The 18,922-nt window shown below is 59.0% G+C and carries 16 protein-coding genes and 4 pseudogenes; 13 read left to right on the forward strand and 7 right to left on the reverse strand.

Going from position 1 to position 18,922, the window contains the following annotated elements; translation table 11 throughout:
• Nucleotides 1-239 precede the first annotated feature (239 nt).
• The 3 genes from MTR72_RS16040 to MTR72_RS16050 form a co-directional block, all read right to left on the reverse strand.
• Nucleotides 240-776 (reverse strand): DUF2285 domain-containing protein, encoded by a 537-nt coding sequence (locus MTR72_RS16040; protein WP_341510579.1) that lies wholly within the window; start codon nucleotides 774-776, stop codon nucleotides 240-242.
• A gap of 46 nt (nucleotides 777-822) precedes the next feature.
• A complete protein-coding gene (locus MTR72_RS16045; protein ID WP_341510580.1) occupies nucleotides 823-1,017 on the reverse strand; it encodes a transcriptional regulator domain-containing protein in 195 nt (64 codons plus the stop codon).
• A gap of 165 nt (nucleotides 1,018-1,182) precedes the next feature.
• Nucleotides 1,183-1,455, reverse strand: coding sequence for a DNA -binding domain-containing protein (locus MTR72_RS16050; protein WP_279372434.1), 273 nt, complete (start codon nucleotides 1,453-1,455; stop codon nucleotides 1,183-1,185).
• A 620-nt stretch (nucleotides 1,456-2,075) separates the two neighbouring features.
• Between MTR72_RS16050 and MTR72_RS16055 the strand changes: the two genes are divergently transcribed.
• Nucleotides 2,076-2,357, forward strand: coding sequence for a helix-turn-helix domain-containing protein (locus MTR72_RS16055; protein ID WP_265440779.1), 282 nt, complete (start codon nucleotides 2,076-2,078; stop codon nucleotides 2,355-2,357).
• 907 nt (nucleotides 2,358-3,264) lie between these two features.
• On the opposite strand, the gene MTR72_RS16060 is transcribed toward MTR72_RS16055, so the two are convergent.
• Nucleotides 3,265-4,140, reverse strand: coding sequence for a TauD/TfdA dioxygenase family protein (locus MTR72_RS16060; protein WP_341510581.1), 876 nt, complete (start codon nucleotides 4,138-4,140; stop codon nucleotides 3,265-3,267).
• A gap of 1,299 nt (nucleotides 4,141-5,439) precedes the next feature.
• On the opposite strand from MTR72_RS16060, the pseudogene MTR72_RS16065 reads away from it, so the two are divergent.
• Both MTR72_RS16065 and MTR72_RS16070 read left to right on the forward strand, forming a co-directional pair.
• Nucleotides 5,440-6,184: pseudogene (locus MTR72_RS16065) on the forward strand (SOS response-associated peptidase family protein).
• Entirely contained in the window at nucleotides 6,165-7,049 is an 885-nt protein-coding gene (locus tag MTR72_RS16070) for a hypothetical protein (protein ID WP_341510582.1), read from the forward strand. Before MTR72_RS16065 ends, MTR72_RS16070 begins: the two are co-directional and overlap by 20 nt.
• Before the next feature lie 95 nt (nucleotides 7,050-7,144).
• On the opposite strand, the gene MTR72_RS16075 is transcribed toward MTR72_RS16070, so the two are convergent.
• Complete coding sequence (locus MTR72_RS16075; RefSeq protein ID WP_341510583.1) at nucleotides 7,145-7,951, reverse strand: hypothetical protein; 807 nt, start codon at nucleotides 7,949-7,951, stop codon at nucleotides 7,145-7,147.
• Between the two features lie 1,379 nt (nucleotides 7,952-9,330).
• On the opposite strand from MTR72_RS16075, the gene MTR72_RS16080 reads away from it, so the two are divergent.
• On the forward strand, nucleotides 9,331-10,146 hold the full coding sequence (locus MTR72_RS16080) for a 3'-5' exonuclease (RefSeq protein WP_341510584.1): 816 nt from the start codon (nucleotides 9,331-9,333) through the stop codon (nucleotides 10,144-10,146).
• A 115-nt stretch (nucleotides 10,147-10,261) separates the two neighbouring features.
• On the opposite strand, the gene MTR72_RS16085 is transcribed toward MTR72_RS16080, so the two are convergent.
• Entirely contained in the window at nucleotides 10,262-11,449 is a 1,188-nt protein-coding gene (locus MTR72_RS16085) for a Fic family protein (protein ID WP_341510585.1), read from the reverse strand.
• Between the two features lie 210 nt (nucleotides 11,450-11,659).
• On the opposite strand from MTR72_RS16085, the gene MTR72_RS16090 reads away from it, so the two are divergent.
• The 4 genes and pseudogenes from MTR72_RS16090 (at nucleotide 11,660) to MTR72_RS16105 (ending at nucleotide 12,823) form a co-directional block, all read left to right on the forward strand.
• A complete protein-coding gene (locus MTR72_RS16090; protein WP_341510586.1) occupies nucleotides 11,660-12,004 on the forward strand; it encodes a hypothetical protein in 345 nt (114 codons plus the stop codon).
• An 11-nt stretch (nucleotides 12,005-12,015) separates the two neighbouring features.
• A pseudogene (locus MTR72_RS16095) lies at nucleotides 12,016-12,243 on the forward strand (hypothetical protein); the annotation flags it as partial.
• Nucleotides 12,244-12,249: 6 nt separating this feature from the next.
• Nucleotides 12,250-12,408, forward strand: coding sequence for a hypothetical protein (locus MTR72_RS16100; protein WP_280968860.1), 159 nt, complete (start codon nucleotides 12,250-12,252; stop codon nucleotides 12,406-12,408).
• Nucleotides 12,409-12,412: 4 nt separating this feature from the next.
• Nucleotides 12,413-12,823, forward strand: a complete 411-nt coding sequence (locus MTR72_RS16105) for a DUF6527 family protein (RefSeq protein WP_341510587.1) — start codon at nucleotides 12,413-12,415, stop codon at nucleotides 12,821-12,823.
• A 164-nt stretch (nucleotides 12,824-12,987) separates the two neighbouring features.
• On the opposite strand, the pseudogene MTR72_RS16110 reads toward MTR72_RS16105, so the two are convergent.
• Nucleotides 12,988-13,380: pseudogene (locus MTR72_RS16110) on the reverse strand (IS66 family transposase); the annotation flags it as partial.
• A gap of 355 nt (nucleotides 13,381-13,735) precedes the next feature.
• Between MTR72_RS16110 and MTR72_RS16115 the strand changes: the two are divergent.
• The 5 genes and pseudogenes from MTR72_RS16115 to MTR72_RS16135 form a co-directional block, all read left to right on the forward strand.
• Nucleotides 13,736-14,110, forward strand: a complete 375-nt coding sequence (locus MTR72_RS16115) for a Nif11-like leader peptide family natural product precursor (RefSeq protein WP_341510588.1) — start codon at nucleotides 13,736-13,738, stop codon at nucleotides 14,108-14,110.
• 137 nt (nucleotides 14,111-14,247) lie between these two features.
• On the forward strand, nucleotides 14,248-15,705 hold the full coding sequence (locus MTR72_RS16120; protein ID WP_341510589.1) for a radical SAM family RiPP maturation amino acid epimerase: 1,458 nt from the start codon (nucleotides 14,248-14,250) through the stop codon (nucleotides 15,703-15,705).
• Nucleotides 15,706-16,689: 984 nt separating this feature from the next.
• Nucleotides 16,690-16,914 (forward strand): hypothetical protein, encoded by a 225-nt coding sequence (locus tag MTR72_RS16125; protein WP_280968855.1) that lies wholly within the window; start codon nucleotides 16,690-16,692, stop codon nucleotides 16,912-16,914.
• Nucleotides 16,915-17,693: 779 nt separating this feature from the next.
• Complete coding sequence (locus MTR72_RS16130; RefSeq protein WP_341510590.1) at nucleotides 17,694-18,080, forward strand: hypothetical protein; 387 nt, start codon at nucleotides 17,694-17,696, stop codon at nucleotides 18,078-18,080.
• Nucleotides 18,081-18,544: 464 nt separating this feature from the next.
• A pseudogene (locus MTR72_RS16135) lies at nucleotides 18,545-18,874 on the forward strand (3'-5' exonuclease); the annotation flags it as partial.
• Nucleotides 18,875-18,922: the final 48 nt, after the last annotated feature.

An 18,922-nucleotide genomic window follows, 5' to 3' on the forward strand; every position in this document is an offset into this window, starting at 1 on the left:
GGTGCCCCCTCGATCCGGTACAGCAGGAGATCAATGCTCAAGTCGAGAGCGCTCAACAAGAAAACTATTCGAGCACAGTCGTCAAACCTTAAGGAGATGGCGCCGCTCTGGTGCAGCAAATCAAGACGCCAACAATGAGAGATCGTAGTGCAAAGACTCTATCCTGGCCGCCATCGTGCCATGGCAGAAGAATTGGCAGGCAGAACGGAAAGGTAAGCCGTTTATCGCGCCGCAACCCTTTACTTGTCGTCCCTGCCCCTGCGTTTGTCGAGCAATGCTCGCCAGCGAAGGCGCATGAGGCGCCGCCCCAGCTTAACAAGTCGAATGGTTCGGCTGCGCAAATCGCCTGTTTTCCAGGCGCGCTCGGCAATACGATGGTTTCCAAACAGGCCCTGCGCGATTTGGCGGTAGCTATTTCCTTCGTGCCATCCATCCACTGCGCGCAGCGCAAGGATTAGCCGACGCTGCTTCAAGGCAGGCAAAGCAAGAGGGGGCATTCCGAGCGCCCGACGCTCAAGGGCGAGCCAAAATCGACGTGCGGCACCTAGGCGAAGCTCGAAATCGGCGTCGAGCGGCAGATCAACGACGACAGCATATCCGCTCGCCGGAAGCTCTCTTAGCCAAAGGCGATGCTTCGTGCCCCCGAGCGGCGCGATCGCATGCCATCCATCCGGCGCACGGCGAAGCTCAATTCCCGGCAGATTGTCGAAATCGAGCTGATAGGTTTTGGGCGCAATGCAGCTCGTCGCCCGCACAGCCAGTACGGTCGGCAGCACCTCGGGTGCCCAGAAGACTGCTTGCTTGTCAAAGGTCTTTTGCGGATCAGCAGGAAAACGAGAGTCCCCACTTGCGTCGGAACTCGCCCGCCGCTGCGCTCGAACGTTCGCGGCGAGATAGCCGCTTATAATCCTCTTGGTAGTCGCGATCCCGGCGCAGCCACTCCCAGGCCAGGTCGGCAGCATCCGCCTTCTTCAGGCCGCTGTACGCTTCCTCAGATCTCCAGTCAGTATCCGCCATCGCACCTTTCCCGCACAATCTTCAGACGCGGCGAAATGCATCCGATGATTGTGGCCCTTTCCGGTTGCCTTGCTTACCGTGTGCGCGCCTTGCACGCACTTAATCGATGGAATGATCGACTTTTGCGATCGAGACGTATTCCGGCGACCCTGACATCCGCGCTGATCATTGTTTCGGCCAACCGCTACGTAGCAGATCGCGATAGCCGTGGCCCGCTAGCCACTTGGCCCGAGTCAGATGACTTTCGAATGTGCGTCGCGCACGATCTGGTTCAACGGTGGGATCAAGCCCAAGCACAATTCGCGCGATCTCGCGCCAATCTGCCTTGTCAGCGTCCGCATCAAGCAGTCGCATGTAGGCAACAGCGTGCTCCCTGTCATATGAGGTGAGCTCGTCGACGCTGGGCGCCAATTCTGCGATCTTCGGCTCGGCTGGCACTGCCTGAAACTCCTACCCAGCTGAAAAATCTACCGAAATCAGAGCAACGATAACTAATCTGAGATCGTTTTGACACCCGTCCAATGGTCGCACGCCGACCTCCTTTTCGCGCTGAGATGGCAATCGCATATCGGCTCACATTCATCTGGTGGCTCCATCCTGCGCTTTCTCTTTTTCATCGCAGTCCATACTGCAAGCGATTGCACATGTGCGCTGTAACTGGGTTGTCCTTGCTGTTCCTGGCGGAAGGCGTGGTGGTCCGTGGTGACCGGCCTGCTCGCAGTCGTGAAAGGCAATAACCAGAACCGGCCGACTGGAGAATATTCGTTTCCCTTTCGAGCCATAGTTGAACATTCGTCCTATCTAGTCGCGGTCCCGGGAAAACGCCGCCGGTACCTCTGGGCGCTATTTCTTCACTGCTGCTAGTGGCAAGCTATTGCCCCGCGATAGCGCTTGTGATGGTCAACGAGAAGGCGGGCACGCGCTAGCTGCGTCTGCATCTCACCGTTGCCTGATTCCTCGAAGCAACCGGGGAGGACAGCCACTACTGCTGCGAGCTTATCGTAATAGTCTGGCTATAACCAGTGGTTTCATAATCATCGGAATGGCTGCCTCTGCGCATGAACGCTCGTGCGCTTGTGGCCTGGAATGTGCGCCGGATCCGCGTAGAGCGCGGCATTCCGCAAGACCAATTGGCCTATGATGCCGGGATCGACCGCTCATACATGGGGCGCATTGAGCAGAAGAAAGAGAACCCGACTATTGACCTCCTGGAACGCATCGCCGCGACTTTGGGCATTCACTTGTCTGAATTATTCACACAGCCGGCTAAAGGTGCAATGCCCCCCAAGCCGATGTCCAGAGGGCGCAAGCCGGCAAGGCTTGGCCGAAACAAGACGTAATTATTGAGCGAGCCATGTCTCGGCGAACGCTTGGGCGGAATCGAGCCGGAGCGGCCCACCTGCTTCATGATCTACAGCCGGCGCTTCCGATCTCCTGCTCCAGCCGATGTAGCCCCAGCAGGGTTCAGCTTAGCGCTCTCTCGGAGCGGCCTATTATGAGGCCGAGCATCTTCGAAATGACGTTTGAGCCCCTCGCGTAAACCTACCGACGGCCGCTTGAACCCGACGTTTTCGAAGAGCCTGTTTGGGGTCGACGGTGCGGTTCGGGTGATGGCAGCGCCCGAACCGGGAGTCCGCGAGGGCATGGAGGGACTTTGCTATCCTGCTGCGCAAGAGCATGAGAGCAGATCCGTCCTCCAGAGCTTTCGGTTGGAGGATCAAGCTGGTGTGCGCCTCGAGGATGGGACCTTTCCACTGGACGAAGATCGGGAAGGTGTGGTGCCCATGCAGTGGCGCAATTTAGGGGCTGCTGGAAAGGCTCGACTGACGGATTGTTTATGGGACACGTAAGACGCAGGCACCATCGCGAGCGGGATAGTTTCAGCCGACGCCGGGCGCTGTGAATCAAGGCCATCCGACGCATCGCGAGATGGTGGCGAATATGCTCTGAATTGGGTGTGAGCTACGCCGGGCCTGACTATCCCGATACGATGAAGGAGATGCTGCTCGCCGAGCGAGAACCAACGGATGCATCAGATCATCAAAAATGCAGCGTCATCGGTTTGACCGGCGAGCAGAGACGATGCCTGAAGATTAATGCTGTTGGGCCTGGAAGAAGCCTAGCAGGTGGCAGCTGCGTCCGTTAGCCGTTCCTCGCGTAAGACCAGCCGCTCCGCTCGACATTGCAGGGCCGCAACTTAGTCTTGGGTTTCCAGGCGTTGACGTGATCCGGGAGGTGCCGACAATGTCAGGCAGCCTTTGCCGCCCTTGATTTTGGCCTCTTCTCGTGCGGTACGCGGGCGTCAATCGCAAGCTGATCCATCATCCAGTGAGGGCTGCTGGATTTGCTGACAGGGTACGGCTCAGTCGCGCGATTGTCCCAGATTACGACGTCGCCTGATTTCCAATTCCAGAACAGGGTGTTCCGGGGCGCAATGAGATAGGATTGCAGCCGTTCAAACAGTCTTTGGCTGGGATAGCGCTGCAGGCCGACGAAGTTGTTCACGGAACGACCGAGCGATAGCATGCGTTCGCCGGTCTCGGGATGAACACGAACAATTGGATGTGTCGTTTCGTAGATCGTTCCAGTGGATACGCCCCACCAAGGCCGCTTGTTGGCTTCGGTGGCCCTCTCTGTCGCAGTGAGATCAGATGCGACGAAGCTCACAGCCCAGAGGTTATCTGCGAGCATCCGCAGGGGATCAGGAAGATCAAGATAAGCGGCCGCCCTGCTCGACCAAGCAATGTCGCCGCCAAAAGGCGGGACCGCTGCGAGCCGCAGCACCGAAATGGCTGTGCGGACCCGCTCATCGTTCATCTGGTTGAGATGACTGCAGGCGGGATCAGACAGCTCCTGCCGGATCGTTAAACCGCTTATTGTGTCCGCCGTTGTGGGATTCGGTATCAGCGAGCCGAGCCGGAGCACAAAACGCCGCTGCTGTGCATCGTCGAGATGTCCCTGGTCACGGAAGAAGATGACCTTATGCTCTAGCAGAAGCCGGTTGAACGCTACGATGACATCGTCAGGCAAATCGTCCGACAGCGCAATGTTCTTGATTTCGGCACCAAGCCGCTCCGCGTGCTTGATGATGTCTGCTCGCGGAATGACATTTTCAACAGCCATTGTTCCACTCATGACGACGCCTCTTTCTGTGGATGTCTAAAAAAGCTCAGTGGTGGTCGCGTCACGCGACAAACCCGGCAAAACAATCTTGATGCAACACACCCGAATTGTCTGAGCGTGGGTCACCACGCCGCTCAATGAGGCGGCTGAAATACACACTACCAGCATCTTAGAATCCGACTCCCTCTGCGTGTCGACACGGCTAGTGCCGCTTTCATCGAAGGACACTCGCATATGAGGCCAGCAGATCGATTTGCAGCCTGATCAACAATGCAGATCATAGAGGCAATCCATGTCCAGTCCATGAAACGAAACCAGCTTTCTTTTTGAGCCCGCGCAAAGTTCGCCTCGTCTCAGAACTCATGCTTGGAAAATCCTCGAACAACGACTGCGTCGTGCCTCCATCCTGCACGGCCTCATGCGCATGACAAAGATTCGAACTGGTTCGCGGCATGCACTCGTGAAGCGGATAGGACCCGTCGCCTAGAGAAATCTACCTGCAGATGTATATTAAAATATTCACTACTTCAACGGGTTTACAATCATATTTTCGCGACTTGGAGTTGTTCAATGCGCGACTTGTTTCATCAGCTGATCACCTGCTGTCGTGCCTTGGACTAGCGGTAGAAGCGCAAAGTAAGGAGGCTGCAACTTGCGATCCAGCTTAACAACGGACTTAATCCCTCGATTTTCGAGTTTGCACTTGGCACGAATGCAGGTGTCCCGGCGGGTGACCTGCCTTTGGTTCTGCCCGGAGACGTAGATTTTCCTAACGGGGGGCATACCGTTTGGCTTCGTGGCAGTTGAGCACATGGAATAGAAACAGAGCGCCGACCGCCCAGGAATATCGCTCCCCTGTGACAACAAGGCGTCTTTGCGCTCTCAGACTGCAAGCGGCAAATTCCGGCTGGCTATTTTTGCCTCACTATGAGCGACACGACATGGAACGCCACGCCGGATTTCAGATCATAAGCGGGATTTATCTTCCTCATGATTGCTCGCTCTTACTCACCTCTACCATTGTGAAGGACGTAAATGATCACACACGATCAAGCCCCTCCCATCTGTTCTACGGTGAACTTTGCAGGACGCGAGCGAGCGTCCTGTCTGGATCCGGTGGCGACTGACATCCATGCCTCGCGCTGCCGTGATAGCGCTGTTGGTCGTCTGCGTGTTCTTCGCGGCGCTATGTGTGAGGCTTCGCGCCCTCACTCCTGCCCCGCTCGCCGCCCTTCGGCGACCCTGCTACAGTTTGCGCAAAGGTCACGTCACGTTGCTCGGGAAATGTGAAGATGTGCAATCTACTTCATCACCACCAACGAGGCGGCGATCAGCGCCGTGTTCTGCGTGGTCAACCGCTAAGTCAGCGATCTCGTACCGATGCCCAGACTCTTTCCTGACTACAAAGCACCGATCGTATCCGGACCGGCGCCGACAGTCGCGAGCTCGCAACCGCGCGCTGGGCTATGCCGTCCTCGCAGCATGCGCAAATGGAGGCGACCAAAAAAGGCGCAGTGAAGCTGGAAGCCAAAGGTAAGCCGGTCGACTTCAAGGAACTCCTCCGGATGGAGCCAGATGGCGGCACCACGAACACCCATAACGTGAAAAGCAAACATTGGGCGCGTTGGCTGGGTCCGGAGCATAGGTGCGTGGTGCCGTTCAACTCCTTCGGCGACATCTGGTTCGCTCTCGACGGTAGCCGGTCACTCGCCTGCTTCGCGGGCATCTGGACGAACTGGACTTCGGTCCGGAAGGTCAAGGAAGGCGAGGCTACCAACGATCTCTACGCGTTCCTGACGACCGAGCCCAACGCGGAGGTGGGCGCTATCCACCCGAAGGCGATGCCGGTGTTCCTGACCACGCCCGATGAGGTCGAGACTTGGATGACCGCGCCATGGGCAGAAGCCAAGGCATTGCAGCGGCCGCTGCCGGGCGACTCCCTGAAGATTGTCGCGAGGGCGTGAAGGAAGACGAAGTCTCGTCGACCGCACAAGCCGCGAACCTCTGGATCGGAAACATCGCAAGTGACAGACGAAGACGTTGATGACTTCGCCCGAGAAATGCTGAAGACACGGCGCGGAATCGGCATGAGGCCACCATTCTACGCCGAGACCGCCAGCATGAAGGGCAAGGAGTCCTGGCCCTTCTGGATCGTGAGGAACAGTTACTGCAACTCGCTGGGCTGCTTTCTCACAAAAGATCACGCGGAACGCGTCGCCGCCACAATGAACAAGGAATCCACGCTGATGGCACAGATGGAGGGCGATCTGATCTCTCATCAGGAAGATGCGGGAGAGTACTACGTTCTGCCCGAATGGGCGCTGCAATACCTCCCCGAGAAATGGAGAGATCATTTTCAGGCGATGGCGGATGATGGGCGCGTCATCCTTAAGTCCGTCGACAACGAGCTGTCACAGCTTGTCAGGGTCTTGCACTCGTTCGCCGCCGTGGTGGCGTTGAAGCATGTGCAGAAGCGCCTGTCTTCCTACAAGTTCGAATTGAAAATGGAGGCTTTCCTCGAACTTGAGATGCTTACGACAGCATTCGTAGTCACTTACGTACGCTTGCACCAAGGCGGTAGCGGCAGCGGCTTTTCGCGCGACAGCATCCCGGAAAAACTACGCAGCATTCACGATCGGGTAGTCGATTTGAGAAACAAACGTTTCGCGCACAACGACGAACACGATTCGATTTCCAACGCGCTCGAGGCGTCGTTCGAGGACAATCGTTTTGAACTCAAATTTGGACTGTCGCTCGGATACCATATCGGAGGCGCCAAGGAGTGGCCGGATCTCGTGAGCGCCGTCGAGTCCATATATCTCGAGAGGATCGAGAAGCTACTCGCGCGAATGAAGCAGAAGACCGGCCACGAATGGGCCCTCCGAAGCGGTCCGGCGCCTGAGGAGTGACCGAAAAGCGTACGAAAAGACGAACTCCCGTCATTGATCGCGTAAGGGGGCAGCCGCCTAACTAGACACGTTCCCTCGGCAAACGCAGGGTCATATCAATAGTTGTCAAGCCGCTTGTCCGCATTCAGTTTGTCATGGGACGACCCGAAGACGGTAGGGCGCGTCATCGTAACTCCTCCGAAGCTCGCCGTGACCTGACCCGATGCCAGTTGTCCGCTCGGGTCCATTGCGGCGGCGACAAAGTAGGTTCGCTTGTTTTTCTCGGAGAGCCACGTCTGCTGGACGACACCCGTGGTCCAGACTTCGATCTCCGGCCCGTACGAGCGGTAGGTGCAAGAGCAGTCGGCATCCGTCATCGTGGCCGTCGCGGACATCCTGAACTTGCCGACGTCGAGGCCCATCGTCGCGAAGAACCGGGCGAGGCGGTACGCGAGAGCCAGGTTGCCGTCGCCATCGAACTTCAATGTCGTCACCGAGTCGTCACGGCCATCGGGCTTTCCGTCGACGACGTGCAGCGGGCCGGCCCAGATCATTTGATCTGTCTTGTGGGTCTTTCGATCGAACCAAGCCTGCGCGACCGGCCAAGAAGCGTCGACGAAGGTACCTGCAACCCGCTTCCCGACGGTCGAAGCGGCACCCGCCAGCAAGCCGCCGATGATGGGCTTGGAGAGCTTGCCTCGCTCTTCCGGTACAAAATCTTCGACCCGGGCGCCAACGGTCGAAAGCTTTTGCTCCACGGCAGCGCGACCGCCGGTGAAGAAACCTTCGGTCACGGGGATGGCAGTGACCGCCAGCAGGCCCAAAAGGGCAGCGGCGGCGGTCGCTCGCCAAGGGCTGTGCCTCGGAGCCGGCTGTTCAAATACCCGCGAAGTTTCGGCCAAGTGGAGAGCGGATGAAGTCATGTCTAGATCCAAGGTTGGGTCGAAGCGGGAATACTCGGCCGAGCGGCACGACCGAGCGCCGCCCAAAACAATCGCATGGGCTATTGAGCCCAGGGACACGCGGCCCTCGGCCCGGCCGTGTTCAACAGTCGGCCTTAACCTCAGTGACCATGTTCACCTCCTCTATCGACTTAGGCGTAGCGTCCAAAAGACATTGGGCCGGACCAGACGGCGGTCAATCCTTCTCACTGGATGGATTTTTTTGATGGGCGCTGAACCGTCCCCTCTTGAAATTGGTCAGTCGCCCACTATCGCGCGGGTCGTGAAGGCGACCTTCTGCGGCGGCCGCTACTGACAACGTAGCGAAGCTACGTCGACGAACGCGGAAGAGCATCCGTAGCTCATACCAAGGAGAGCATCGGCCTACTCGCAACTTGCGGAAAAGTCCGGGCGGTTTCGACCAGCATCGCCGCTCGATCTGACGGACCGCATCCGAAAAGAAGCTTCCATGCGTGCTCACGGCGCTTTCTTCGGCTCGAACTATCGCTTCACGGCGCACAGACGCCGGTGCGCGATCTTTGGGACCGGCAGGGTTCGACGAGCGTCTTCAGGCCCATCGATGAGAACGGCTTCTCGGACATCGTCGTACGCTTCCTTCAGTCGGAGCTCGCAGACGCCGGCATCTTCGCCAACCGCGAGGTCGAAGTCGGTCGAGTGCCGGGAGCCCCCGTCGGCAAGCGTATAAATATCTTGATCAATGCTGTTCGGCGCCGCCGTCCAGGCGGGGAAGCGTTCGAACCGATTACTGCCGTCATCGAAGCGAAGGGGTGCTGGAACGACGATATCTTCACCGCGCTCGAGGCGCAGCTAGTCCGCGAGTACATGATCCGCCTACGCGCACAAGCGGGAATATTCCTGGTCGGCTGGTTCGAGACGGACAAGTGGGATCCCAAAGACGGGCGACGCAGGGACCGCGCCGAAGATGTCGGTGGGCGAAGCCAGGGCGAAACTCGAGGACCAGGCTGCGAGCCTTCCGGGAGGGATCATCGTGCGGCCGGTCGTTGTCGAGTGTCGCGCTCCATCATGACGGCCTCCGCGCGATCCCCGCGCTGTAGGCGAGGAGCACGGCTGAAGCTAGGACCAGGATGACCGCGCGCGAGGGTCATCCGACGTTGAAACACGGCGGCGTCGCGGGCATCGGTGCCAGAAGGGCGGCCGATGTGGAAATCGGGTTATTGCCTTCGGAATCAGTCAACCCGCCCGATCGTGTGATACGTTCCGTGATGTGATCTGGCAGACGTCGCTGGGGAGGGTTTAAGGAGTCATGTTGCAAGGGGATCTTAGCTTGGCCGCGATGGCTTCTGCGCTTGGTCAGTCCCAAGAATCGTGTCCTTCGACGCTTGATTCCGCGATCGATTACGATTTCGCCGGCCGATCAGGCCGCCAAAACGGGTATTCTGCTCGGTGTGGAGACCACCTGTCTCGACCTACAGAAAGACGAGGTCATCGAACTCGGCATGGTCAAGTTCGACTACGTCGCCGACGGCCGCATCGTCGGCGTCCGCGACGTTTTCGCCTCGTTCAACGAGCCGTCGATACCGATTCCTGCGGAGGTGACATCGCTCACCGGAATCAGCGACGAGATGGTCGCCGGCCATCGCATCGAGGCAGCCGCCGTCGAATCCTTCGTGCAAGATTCGGTCATCGTGATCGCGCACAATGCCGCCTTCGACAGGAAATTCGCCGAACGGTTCTGGGCCGTATTCGAACACAAGGCATGGGGTTGCTCGGCGACCGAGGTGGAATGGCGCCACCATGGATTCGCGGGAGCTCAACTTGGCTACCTTCTGAACGGTGCCGGCTTCTTTCACCATGCGCACAGGGCCGTCGACGACTGTCACGCCCTCGTCGAGATCCTTTCCGTCGAACTGCCATCCGCGGGCGCACCGGCGCTTGCGGCGCTGTTGGAGCAGGCGCGAAAGAAAACGGTAAGGATTGTGGGCCGAACAGTCGCCGTTCGATCTGATGTCCTGAAGCGTAGAGGCTACCGTTGGAGCGACGGCAGCGACGGCCGGCCCAGATCCTGGTACATCGACGTCAGCGAGGCGGATGTCGATGTCGAGATCGCCTTCCTCAAGTCGGAAATCTATCTGCGCGAGATCACGCCTCGCCTGCAGACGCTCACCGCGTTCACTCGCTTCTCGGCGAGAACGTAGCGGCCCGGGCGCGTTTGACTTATTCTGTGTGGAATCCGACGCGGAATCGGCGGTGCAGCAGTCAGGTCATCGCATGTGGTGTCGGTCACGGTCCGTTGGGGCCCGTCGAATCATCCTATTCTGGAAGAACAGGCTCTTCACCGAAGGGACGATTGATGACTGCGAGCGCTTCAGGAGCGGCGTAAACTCGGTTGCGTGCGTATCCGGTCCGCTCGTGCAGAATGCCGGCTTCCACCAACTGCGCAATGCCCTTATTTATCTGTGCGGGGGTGACATCGAGCAGTTCGCCAAGCCGCTTCGCCGTCACGACCGGATAATTGTGAAGTTCGTCGAGCGCTCTCATGGCCGCAGATCCCCTTCGGAATTTTCGGCGGCCCCTCCATCGCTCGGATAGTTCCGACAGCGCTGTGCGCGTCCGGATGAGTTCTTCGACGGTACCGGTCACGGCGTCGGCCATGAAGGTGATGACGGGCTCCCATTCGAGCCGTTGTTGTGCATCCTTGAGCGAGGCGTAGTACGTGCCCTTTTTGCTTTCGATGTAAGGTGAAAGGTACAGGGGCACATGCTTCTCCGCAGCCATCATGAGCGGAAGCAGAAGGCGACCGACACGACCGTTGCCGTCCCGGAAGGGGTGCACCGCCTCGAAATGAGCGTGCGCAATCGCCATGCGCGTAATGAACCCTTGCGTCATCTGCTGCATCCCCTCGTTCCGGAGGTAGTCGACCGTTTGCGCGAGGCAATCAGGAACATCGGCAGGAGGCGGAGGATTCCAACTCGAATATGCGATGTCTTTACTCCCGCCGATCCACACGACGCGCGCGCGAAGGTCGCCGGGAACGTCCTGATAATCCGGATCGTCCTTCATCACGGCCCGATGGAGATCCCTGATCAGGTCCATCGTAAATACGCCGTAGCCTTCCTTGGCGGCTCTCGGGATGAATCCGTCCAAGGCGACAGCGTAGTTGCGGACTTGGCGCGTTTCGTCCTGAGCACCGTCGTCGCCGGTCTCCTCGACGGAAAGCAATTCGTCGAGAGTGCTCTGAGTGCCTTCGATCGACGAGGAACTGACCGCCTCGCGTCTGGTCAGGACCCGGCTGACAATGTAGGGGTCGTTCATCTGGGCCGCGATGGCGTCGACCTTGCCGAAGGCCGCCTGAGCGGCTTCGAGCGCCTTCGTCGCTCCGGGAGCGAACACGCCGTCTTCCGGCGGCGCCGGCGGCACGATCCCGTAATGGGAATCGTAGGGCGGCGGCAGCCGCTTCAGGGTCTCTCGGATCGTATGGCTGAGATCGCTGCGCTTCATGGGAACCCAAACTAAGAGGCCGATTCCCTATTTATATTTTGGTTTTTTATAAAAAACCATAACATGGAGCGATCGCGGGAAGGCTTGTTTGGCTTTTCACAGAAGTGGCGGTTTCCACTCGACTCTCATGTTCTCCATATGTTCTAATGAGACATGGCTGCCGAAAGACCCGCGAGCTGGCGCATGCCGCCCCCAAAGCAGACGGAAAAGATGGCCAGCGCCGTCGACAGGGAGGCACCCAACGCGCGCCAGACAGGCCCGGCGGACCCGATGCCGGCCGAATACTGGGATGCCGTCCTGAAGGACGCCGGCGCCGACGCCAGACAGGCCGGTCCCCCGATCCAGTCGCGGAGGCTTTCGGAGATCGACCAGCACGTGCTGCGGGTCTCCTGCAGTCGATGCGGCCGCATCGTCGAAATCCAGAAAGCCGATGCCTGCCGGCTATACGGTCCGGATGCGGGCTGGAAGGACGTCGGGCAACGGCTGCTCGACGCCACCTGCCGCCAGCGGACCGGACGCTACGAAGAGGATGGCTGCTGGCCGCAGTTCGTGTAGGTCGCCGGCGAGTGGCGCCAAAGCACCATCCCACGCCCCTCAGTGGCGGCGACCGCAAGGCCCTCACGAAAGAGCTCGGCAAGGCGCGCGCGATGACAACGATTCTAGCCGCGCAATCCGTCGAGGCCCGCGTCAAGGGCGAAGCTCTTCTCCGGACGGCGGACAAGCTGTCGTGCGAATCCTGGAACGAACGAATGTGGGCCGACGGCGAGCCGATAGATCCGTCCCCTACCATCGACTAGGCCGTGAACGGCGGTTACCGCAAGCAGGCGCAGATCACGGAGTTGAACGCGCTGAACGCCGTCATGGCCGTCGTCCGGTTCAAGCAGCATTTCAAGCTGCTCGACCGTCTCGATGAGAAGACGTCCTATATCTTCGATACCGCGACGATGGAGATCGACTAGGATTATGGTGAGGTTCTCATATCGGGCCGTCGAACGCCTGCCCAAGCAGCTCGAACAGGGCGTCCTCTACCACTCCCCGGAATTCGAGGTTGCGGCGCTTTCCTGCGTCTGCGGCTGCGGACATCGCGTGATGCTCCTGGTGCCCGACAGTCACCAGGTGTCGCAGCAGAACGGGTTCGCGACCGTGCGGCCGTCGATCTCGGTCTGCGATGCGGTTTGCAAGTCTCACTACATCAGTACGTCCGGCCAGGTGCAGTGGCTCGCCGCGTTCTCGGACGCCGTGGCCTCGTCGACGATGCGCAGGCAGATCGCCCGGCACGTCGACCGCGAAGCCGAGCTGCAGACGTGGACAGGTCCGGCAGATCGGCGGCGAGCACGGTTTGCAGCTCGCTCGCGCTGCTGCATTCGCTGGTAACGAAGCGTGGTGCGCTGCTCACCTGCGATCAGCGAGCTTCCGAGGGTACCACAACCTTCAACATGTCATACCTGCCTTATCTGATAGTCCGCGATCGCAAGGCAGTGACATCCGTCAGGCCCCCCTCTAGGAACAATGTGAAGCTCGCCACCGATCTGGTTGCAGTTGAAGGCCCGGCCATTTGCTCGCGCATAACCGAGGCGTCTGACCGCCTGCAGGTCGACCCGAGAGAGCGGTTTGCCCTTCTTACCTTCCTGAGCGTTCTTCTCGATGTCAGCCAGCTCGAAGATACCCCCGCCGCGCATGGGCAATGCAAAATGCCGGCGTAATCGGCCGCAACTTCGTCTGCGGGTCGAACAGCGGTTCGCATCGGCTGTAGCAATCGACGTACAGGACGCCGGCGAAGGCGGCAAGAAGCTTCTGGAGATGATCGCCTCGTCGGTCGCTCGAGGCGTACTAGACTGCCCCCGGCGCCGCAGGCCCGGTGGCCGGCCATGCCGCACACAAGTGCAGAACCGGCCGGTTGTACACTTGCCTTTCGCCAGGATACGGATGGTGTGGTGAATAGGCCAGCCGGATTTCACCTCCAGCCTCTCGCAGAACGGGCGTATTGGACGGAATGCGCGACGTCTCTAATCCGCGAACAGAGGTTGCTGAGCACGGTTCTGACCGAGCTTTTGTAAATGGCGCCCCCTTGCACTGCTGGGCTGGTTACCGACAATGAGATCTCATCCCGCTCTACTGAGCGCTTGTTAGGTTCGAGACCAATGTCGGCAAGTTGACGATACGCAAGGTCAGACAAAGCGCAAAAGCAGCACTTTCAGTTTGGCATGCCGATTGCCTTGTTACGGCATTATCACCGATCGCTTCCAAAGCGACGGATAGGTAGCAACATATAGCAGAGGCCCGGCTATGTCGCAGGCTGAGGTAGAACGGTTTGTCAAGAATCTAGCGAAAGAAGGTAGTCTGCTGGAAAGCCTTAAGCAGAGTGCTACAGGTCTTGCACTGATTGTAGCGGTCGGAAAGAGCCACGGCTACGATTTCACGCTTGACGAGGTTAGGAGCAGCATCCGAGTGCCAGGCCGACACGAGTTGATGCAGCTCGACGCGATTGTCGGCGGCAAGCAGGACTTGAGCGGTGCGGGCTTAAGCAGGATTGTGCATACCACTGCGTTGGCTAGTTCCACGTCGGAGGCACCTACGAGCGCCGTGCAAGCCGCGGAAGCCGGCCGTGACCTCGTCGCTATCGTTTTACTTATTGTGGTTGTTGTCGCTGTCGCGGCCTAAAATATTTTAACTCTGATCGCATTGGCTCGTCCTCAAGAAAACGATCCGGTGCGAAGAGAACTGAAAGCACGCCTCGTCAGGAGTGAGATCATTGCTTTCAGGCTTAGAGATGCGGCTTCAGGGCTCACCCGTAACGTATGACGCACACTGCCACCGAACACTGCCGACAGATTTTTGACCGGCGTACCCCCGAGCAACTGCGCACGTTGTCGCACGTCAAGCGCTTCATGGAGCGGCTGGCTGGTGACTTGCAGTTCCGCAGGGCGCTTTCGGAGAACGTTGATTCTCCTCGAGCGGTAACAGAGCGCTACGGCATCGAAGTCGACCCAATGAAGATGCTGCCGCTCTGGCGCGACCGCTACCTGAAACACCGCTTCAAGCCGGAGTCTACGCCCTGGCCCCTGGCTATGATGTGGGACGAGTTTATCTGCGAGATGTTGCGCCATCGCGACCTCCTGCGCGAAGAGGGCGAAATGTCGACGATCAACCCTCGCTTTCATGCTTGGCGCGAGCGCCAAATCCGGCGCTGCAACGACGAATTGGGCAGAACGGCGGCGTCGGTCACGTACCCCATCATCGCTTTCGAGCTGAGCGACGGCTGCTCCGTCGGTTGCTGGTTCTGCGGCCTCTCGGCCGACCGCTTCAAAGGCTATTACGAATATAGTGAAGAGCATGCAGCGCTTTGGCGCGGCGTGGTTGGTATCGCGAGCGAGATGTTTGGATCGGCAGCCCGTACTGGTTTCTGCTACTGGGCCACAGAGCCTATGGACAACCCACACTACGACCGCTTTCTATTCGACTACTATCAGATCACGGGCGCATTGCCACAAACAACGACGGCGGCCCCGCTCAAGGATCGCGCACTCACCACGCGCGTGCTCGAACTGTTCAAGCGCTATCGCGCCGTGACGAATCGTTTCTCCGTGCTAAGCACAACACATCTCAACCAGATTCACATGGCGTTTTCGCCTGAGGAGCTGATCGGTGTCGAACTCGTCCTGCAGGGCAAGGAGGCGCTGACTGCAAAGGCTTTTGCCGGGCGCGCGCGCGAGCGGAGCGAGAAACTTAGGGCCGCTAACAAAGATGATGCAATCGCCTTGCTGGAGGGCGATCACACGACGATCGCCTGTGTTTCCGGCTTTCTCGTAAATATGCTGCAGGGACGTTTACAGTTGGTGACGCCGGTGCGGGGTAGCAAACGCTGGCCTCTCGGCTACCGCGTCTTGAGTGAACGCTTCTTCAGGACGCCTGACGAGTTCCGGGAGGGGCTGCAGAACATGATTGACCAGCATATGCTCGAGAGTCCGGCTCCCGAACTGCCGATCCGCTTCCGCAGGGACCTGCAATACAAGGCCAGCAACCGATCCTTTCATCTCCGCTCACGCAACATGGAACACCGCGTACTCGACGACATCGCTCCCATTTCCGTTGGCCATCTAATCGCGTACGGCAACTGCACAGCGTCGGAGCTGGTTAGGCAGGTCACGACTGACGGAACGAGCGTGCTCGCAGTAGCCGACCTGCTCGATCAGTTATACGCGGCCGGGGTGATTGAAGAGGACTTAGACGACAGCTTCGCCTGGCAGAGCAGCTGACCTGTCACAGCGCTTTCATGCGGTTAGAGTCTCGGATTTTCTACGCCAGTGGGTCCGCCCGAAGAATTTCATTGTCGAGTTGCCCAGGCGAACGGTGCGTGATGCCCCTGCAGTTCCACCGCGCTGTCGAAGACATGGAAATTTGGAGTGCACGCAGCGGCGGCTACTCGTTCGTTATAAGCTTGCAGAGCCCGACGGGTCCTGGCTTTCGCGGAAGGTTCGGCTACGTCGCTTCGTGGCGTCCGCTTGACCAGAGCCGTGGCTCGATCAGGGTGCTCGGCTCCCCGCTGCAGAGCTTCGCTGAGGCCAAGGACGCCTGCAACAGTGTGCTCAATTACCTGAGAGACTGAACTGATTCCTGGTCGCTGGAAATGGGAGCATCTTAAAGATGCTGCAGTCGCGCCGGGTGCTACCCAGGATGTTCACCGGGTCGGGACGTACTTTGTAGCGATTGAGATTATCGCGGTCGATTTGAGCGGGCGCTACACGTTCTATCCGTCGGACCGGCTTGCTTCCAAATCGACCTCATGTGGATGATCTTGAAGCTCATCTGCCGTCCCTCACGCCCGTCGGGGCAAACATGTTCGTCGAAGGCTCGACAGATTTGTTCGCGTTTCCCAATCCGGTAACTAAGCCGTACCTCAGGATCGTGATCCACAAGACGGCCCTAGCGAACGGCTAGGCCACCTACCGGACTATCCACGAAATGATCAGCACTATCCGTACACGGTTGCGAGCCAGAACAGCTTGATGACAAGGGCGGGACAGGTCGTGACACTGTAGTCTCAATAACTTCATGCCGCTGATCTTTGCCGTCCTGCCAGACCTGTTCCGATGGCGATTGCAGGCACTGTACCCATGAGTCCGCTAGTCTTTGCGGGCGTCGCGGTACTCTTCTTCCGGGTAGGCGTGGCGACGCTCTGCAAAGAGTGCGTTCCAGCCAAAGACAAAAGCGACTGATCTGCCCGGGACCGGAAAAAAGCGATGACGCCACAGCAACTCCTAGCCGAGCTGCAGAAAACGACCGAGTTGCTGGACTGGATACTGAAGCTCGTGCCGCCCGGCGGCGGTGGGTCGAACCTATTGTGGGCGCCTCCGGATCTGGAAGCACAATTCAAGGTCCTTGGCATTGCGGGTGGGACGTTTATCGATCGCTACCCCTCGTTTCTGAAGCGGACAGACTGGGTGCACAACGCCTTCGAGAATTGATTTCGAAGTCTCCGGCTCTCCGCCAAACCTGCCGAGCGGGCGCGGGGATCGCGTCCGGACCGTCAACGATGCGGAGTTCAACGGACACGTCTACTCCTCCAGGTCATCACAAGGACTCGGCTACGTGATCGCGTTGCCGATGGGGGCCATGCCGTTAATCTCGAGCGATGCCGAAATGCTCATGCTGCCCGCCGACACAAGTCTATGCGACACGCTCGGAAACGCATTGACCAAAAAGGGGGTTGGAAAGGATTCAGAGCCGTGGCTGCTGCGGCTAAGGCGTCGGCTGGTCCGCTTCTCCAGCCGGCCCGATCTCGCCAGGAGGTTCTCTAAACAGATCGGCTGGCAGTTCGGAATGATGATCCACCGGTACGTTCACCTCGGGACAGCTGACACGCCGGATGTGATCAGGGAACTTGGCGCAATTCCACTCGTCACCGACGTTCGGCGTTGGGGGCACCCACTTGAGGCTGGGAGCAACGTAGATTCTTCGCGATCCAGTTCCTTCTCCTGCATGAGTGCGGGCATGTGGCGGCTGGAGCCCTGTCGATCGAGAAGACAACAGATGCAAGTCACTTCGAGATGGAATTTGCTGCTGATGGTTTCGCGTTTCGGGAACTGATCGGCTCTGCCGATGGAGATGATGTGGCTATATCGGGCACTCTGGGGGCGTGGCTGATCCTGACCAAGAGACCGCGCCTCGGTCACATCCACCGGCAAGGGAACGCCCCGAACGTCTCCGCGCCTACTTGCGGTCTCGAGAGCAGGAACAGCCGTCAATGACGCGCGCCCTGGAAGTTTTCGACGCCATGGCGAGTATGCAGAAACGGCTTTTTGAGGAAGCGAAGTCGGCTGGCGTCCTCACCATGGAGTCTCCGCTGTCGCGGTTTCTAAGCATGTGCGCAGAGACCGGCCGGCATGAGATGTTCTACGACCAGCTGCCGCGATGGCTACTATTTGGCGCGCCTTCGCGCCTCTGCCGGGAATTGGCTCGCCTGCCCGTCTGCATGGAGCGAAGGATTAAGAACGATCAGCAGGATGGCCGCGCAAAAAGAGCAGTTGGGGCTAATAAACTGGATGTTCGATGCGGCTCTGGCCGCGCCGAGCAACTCCTTGTCCAGAAAACTTCAGGCCTTTTATGCGAGAGCGCGAGCGGCGACCAATAGTTGACTGTCTGCTTTTCGGCGCTCGTCGACGGATGCTCGACACTTAATACCGGAGGACGCCCTGCGTTCAACGCTCGGCTGGCGCTCTACTTCCAGCCTTCTCGATCACGTCGCAGTGGCGGTGCTGTTTGGATGATACCGCCTCCTGACTTCGCAATCGCGGTTGAGGTCGACGACGTCAAAAGCAATGCGGTCAGTGCGGGCCGCGGAAACAGCCGCGAACGACCCCACGTCTTAAAGAACTCACGCTCTGTCCAGCCTTTGACGGTGCAGCACCGAAGCAGTCGGGCAACAGTCTCACAGCACTTTGCACCAGCGCACGATTGTTAATTTGCGTCGCCTGCACGATTCAGGCCTGCTCTCTCTCCAAGCCAAACAGAATATAGAGGGAGGGCGAGGATGATCGTACGGGCCGGTCACTGTTGCGTTGCTGCTGATTGCCCTAGTTTAGGATCCGAAGCCTTCGCTTCTGGGCCGTGTTCGAGCACAAGGCATGGGGTTGCTCGGCGACCGAGGTGGAATGGCGCCACCATGGATTCGCGGGAGCCCAATACCTGTTGAACGGTGCCGGCTTCTTTCACCATGCGCACAGGCCGTCGACGACTGTCACGCCCTCATCGAGATCCTGACTACCATCCGCAGGCGCGCCGGCGCTGCTAGAGCAAGCCCGAAAGAGAACGGTAAGGATGTCGGCCGAGCAGTCGCCGTTCGATCTGAAGGATGTCCTGAAACGTCGCGGCTACAGATGGAGCGACGGCAGGCCCAGATCCTGGTACATCGACGTCACCGCGTCTCGAATGGCGATCAGGTCAGCCGGATTGCTGGGCTGGCGTTGAAGCGCG

Source organism: Bradyrhizobium sp. ISRA442, from assembly GCF_038085055.1.
In the GTDB taxonomy this organism is placed as follows: Bacteria; Pseudomonadota; Alphaproteobacteria; order Rhizobiales; family Xanthobacteraceae; genus Bradyrhizobium.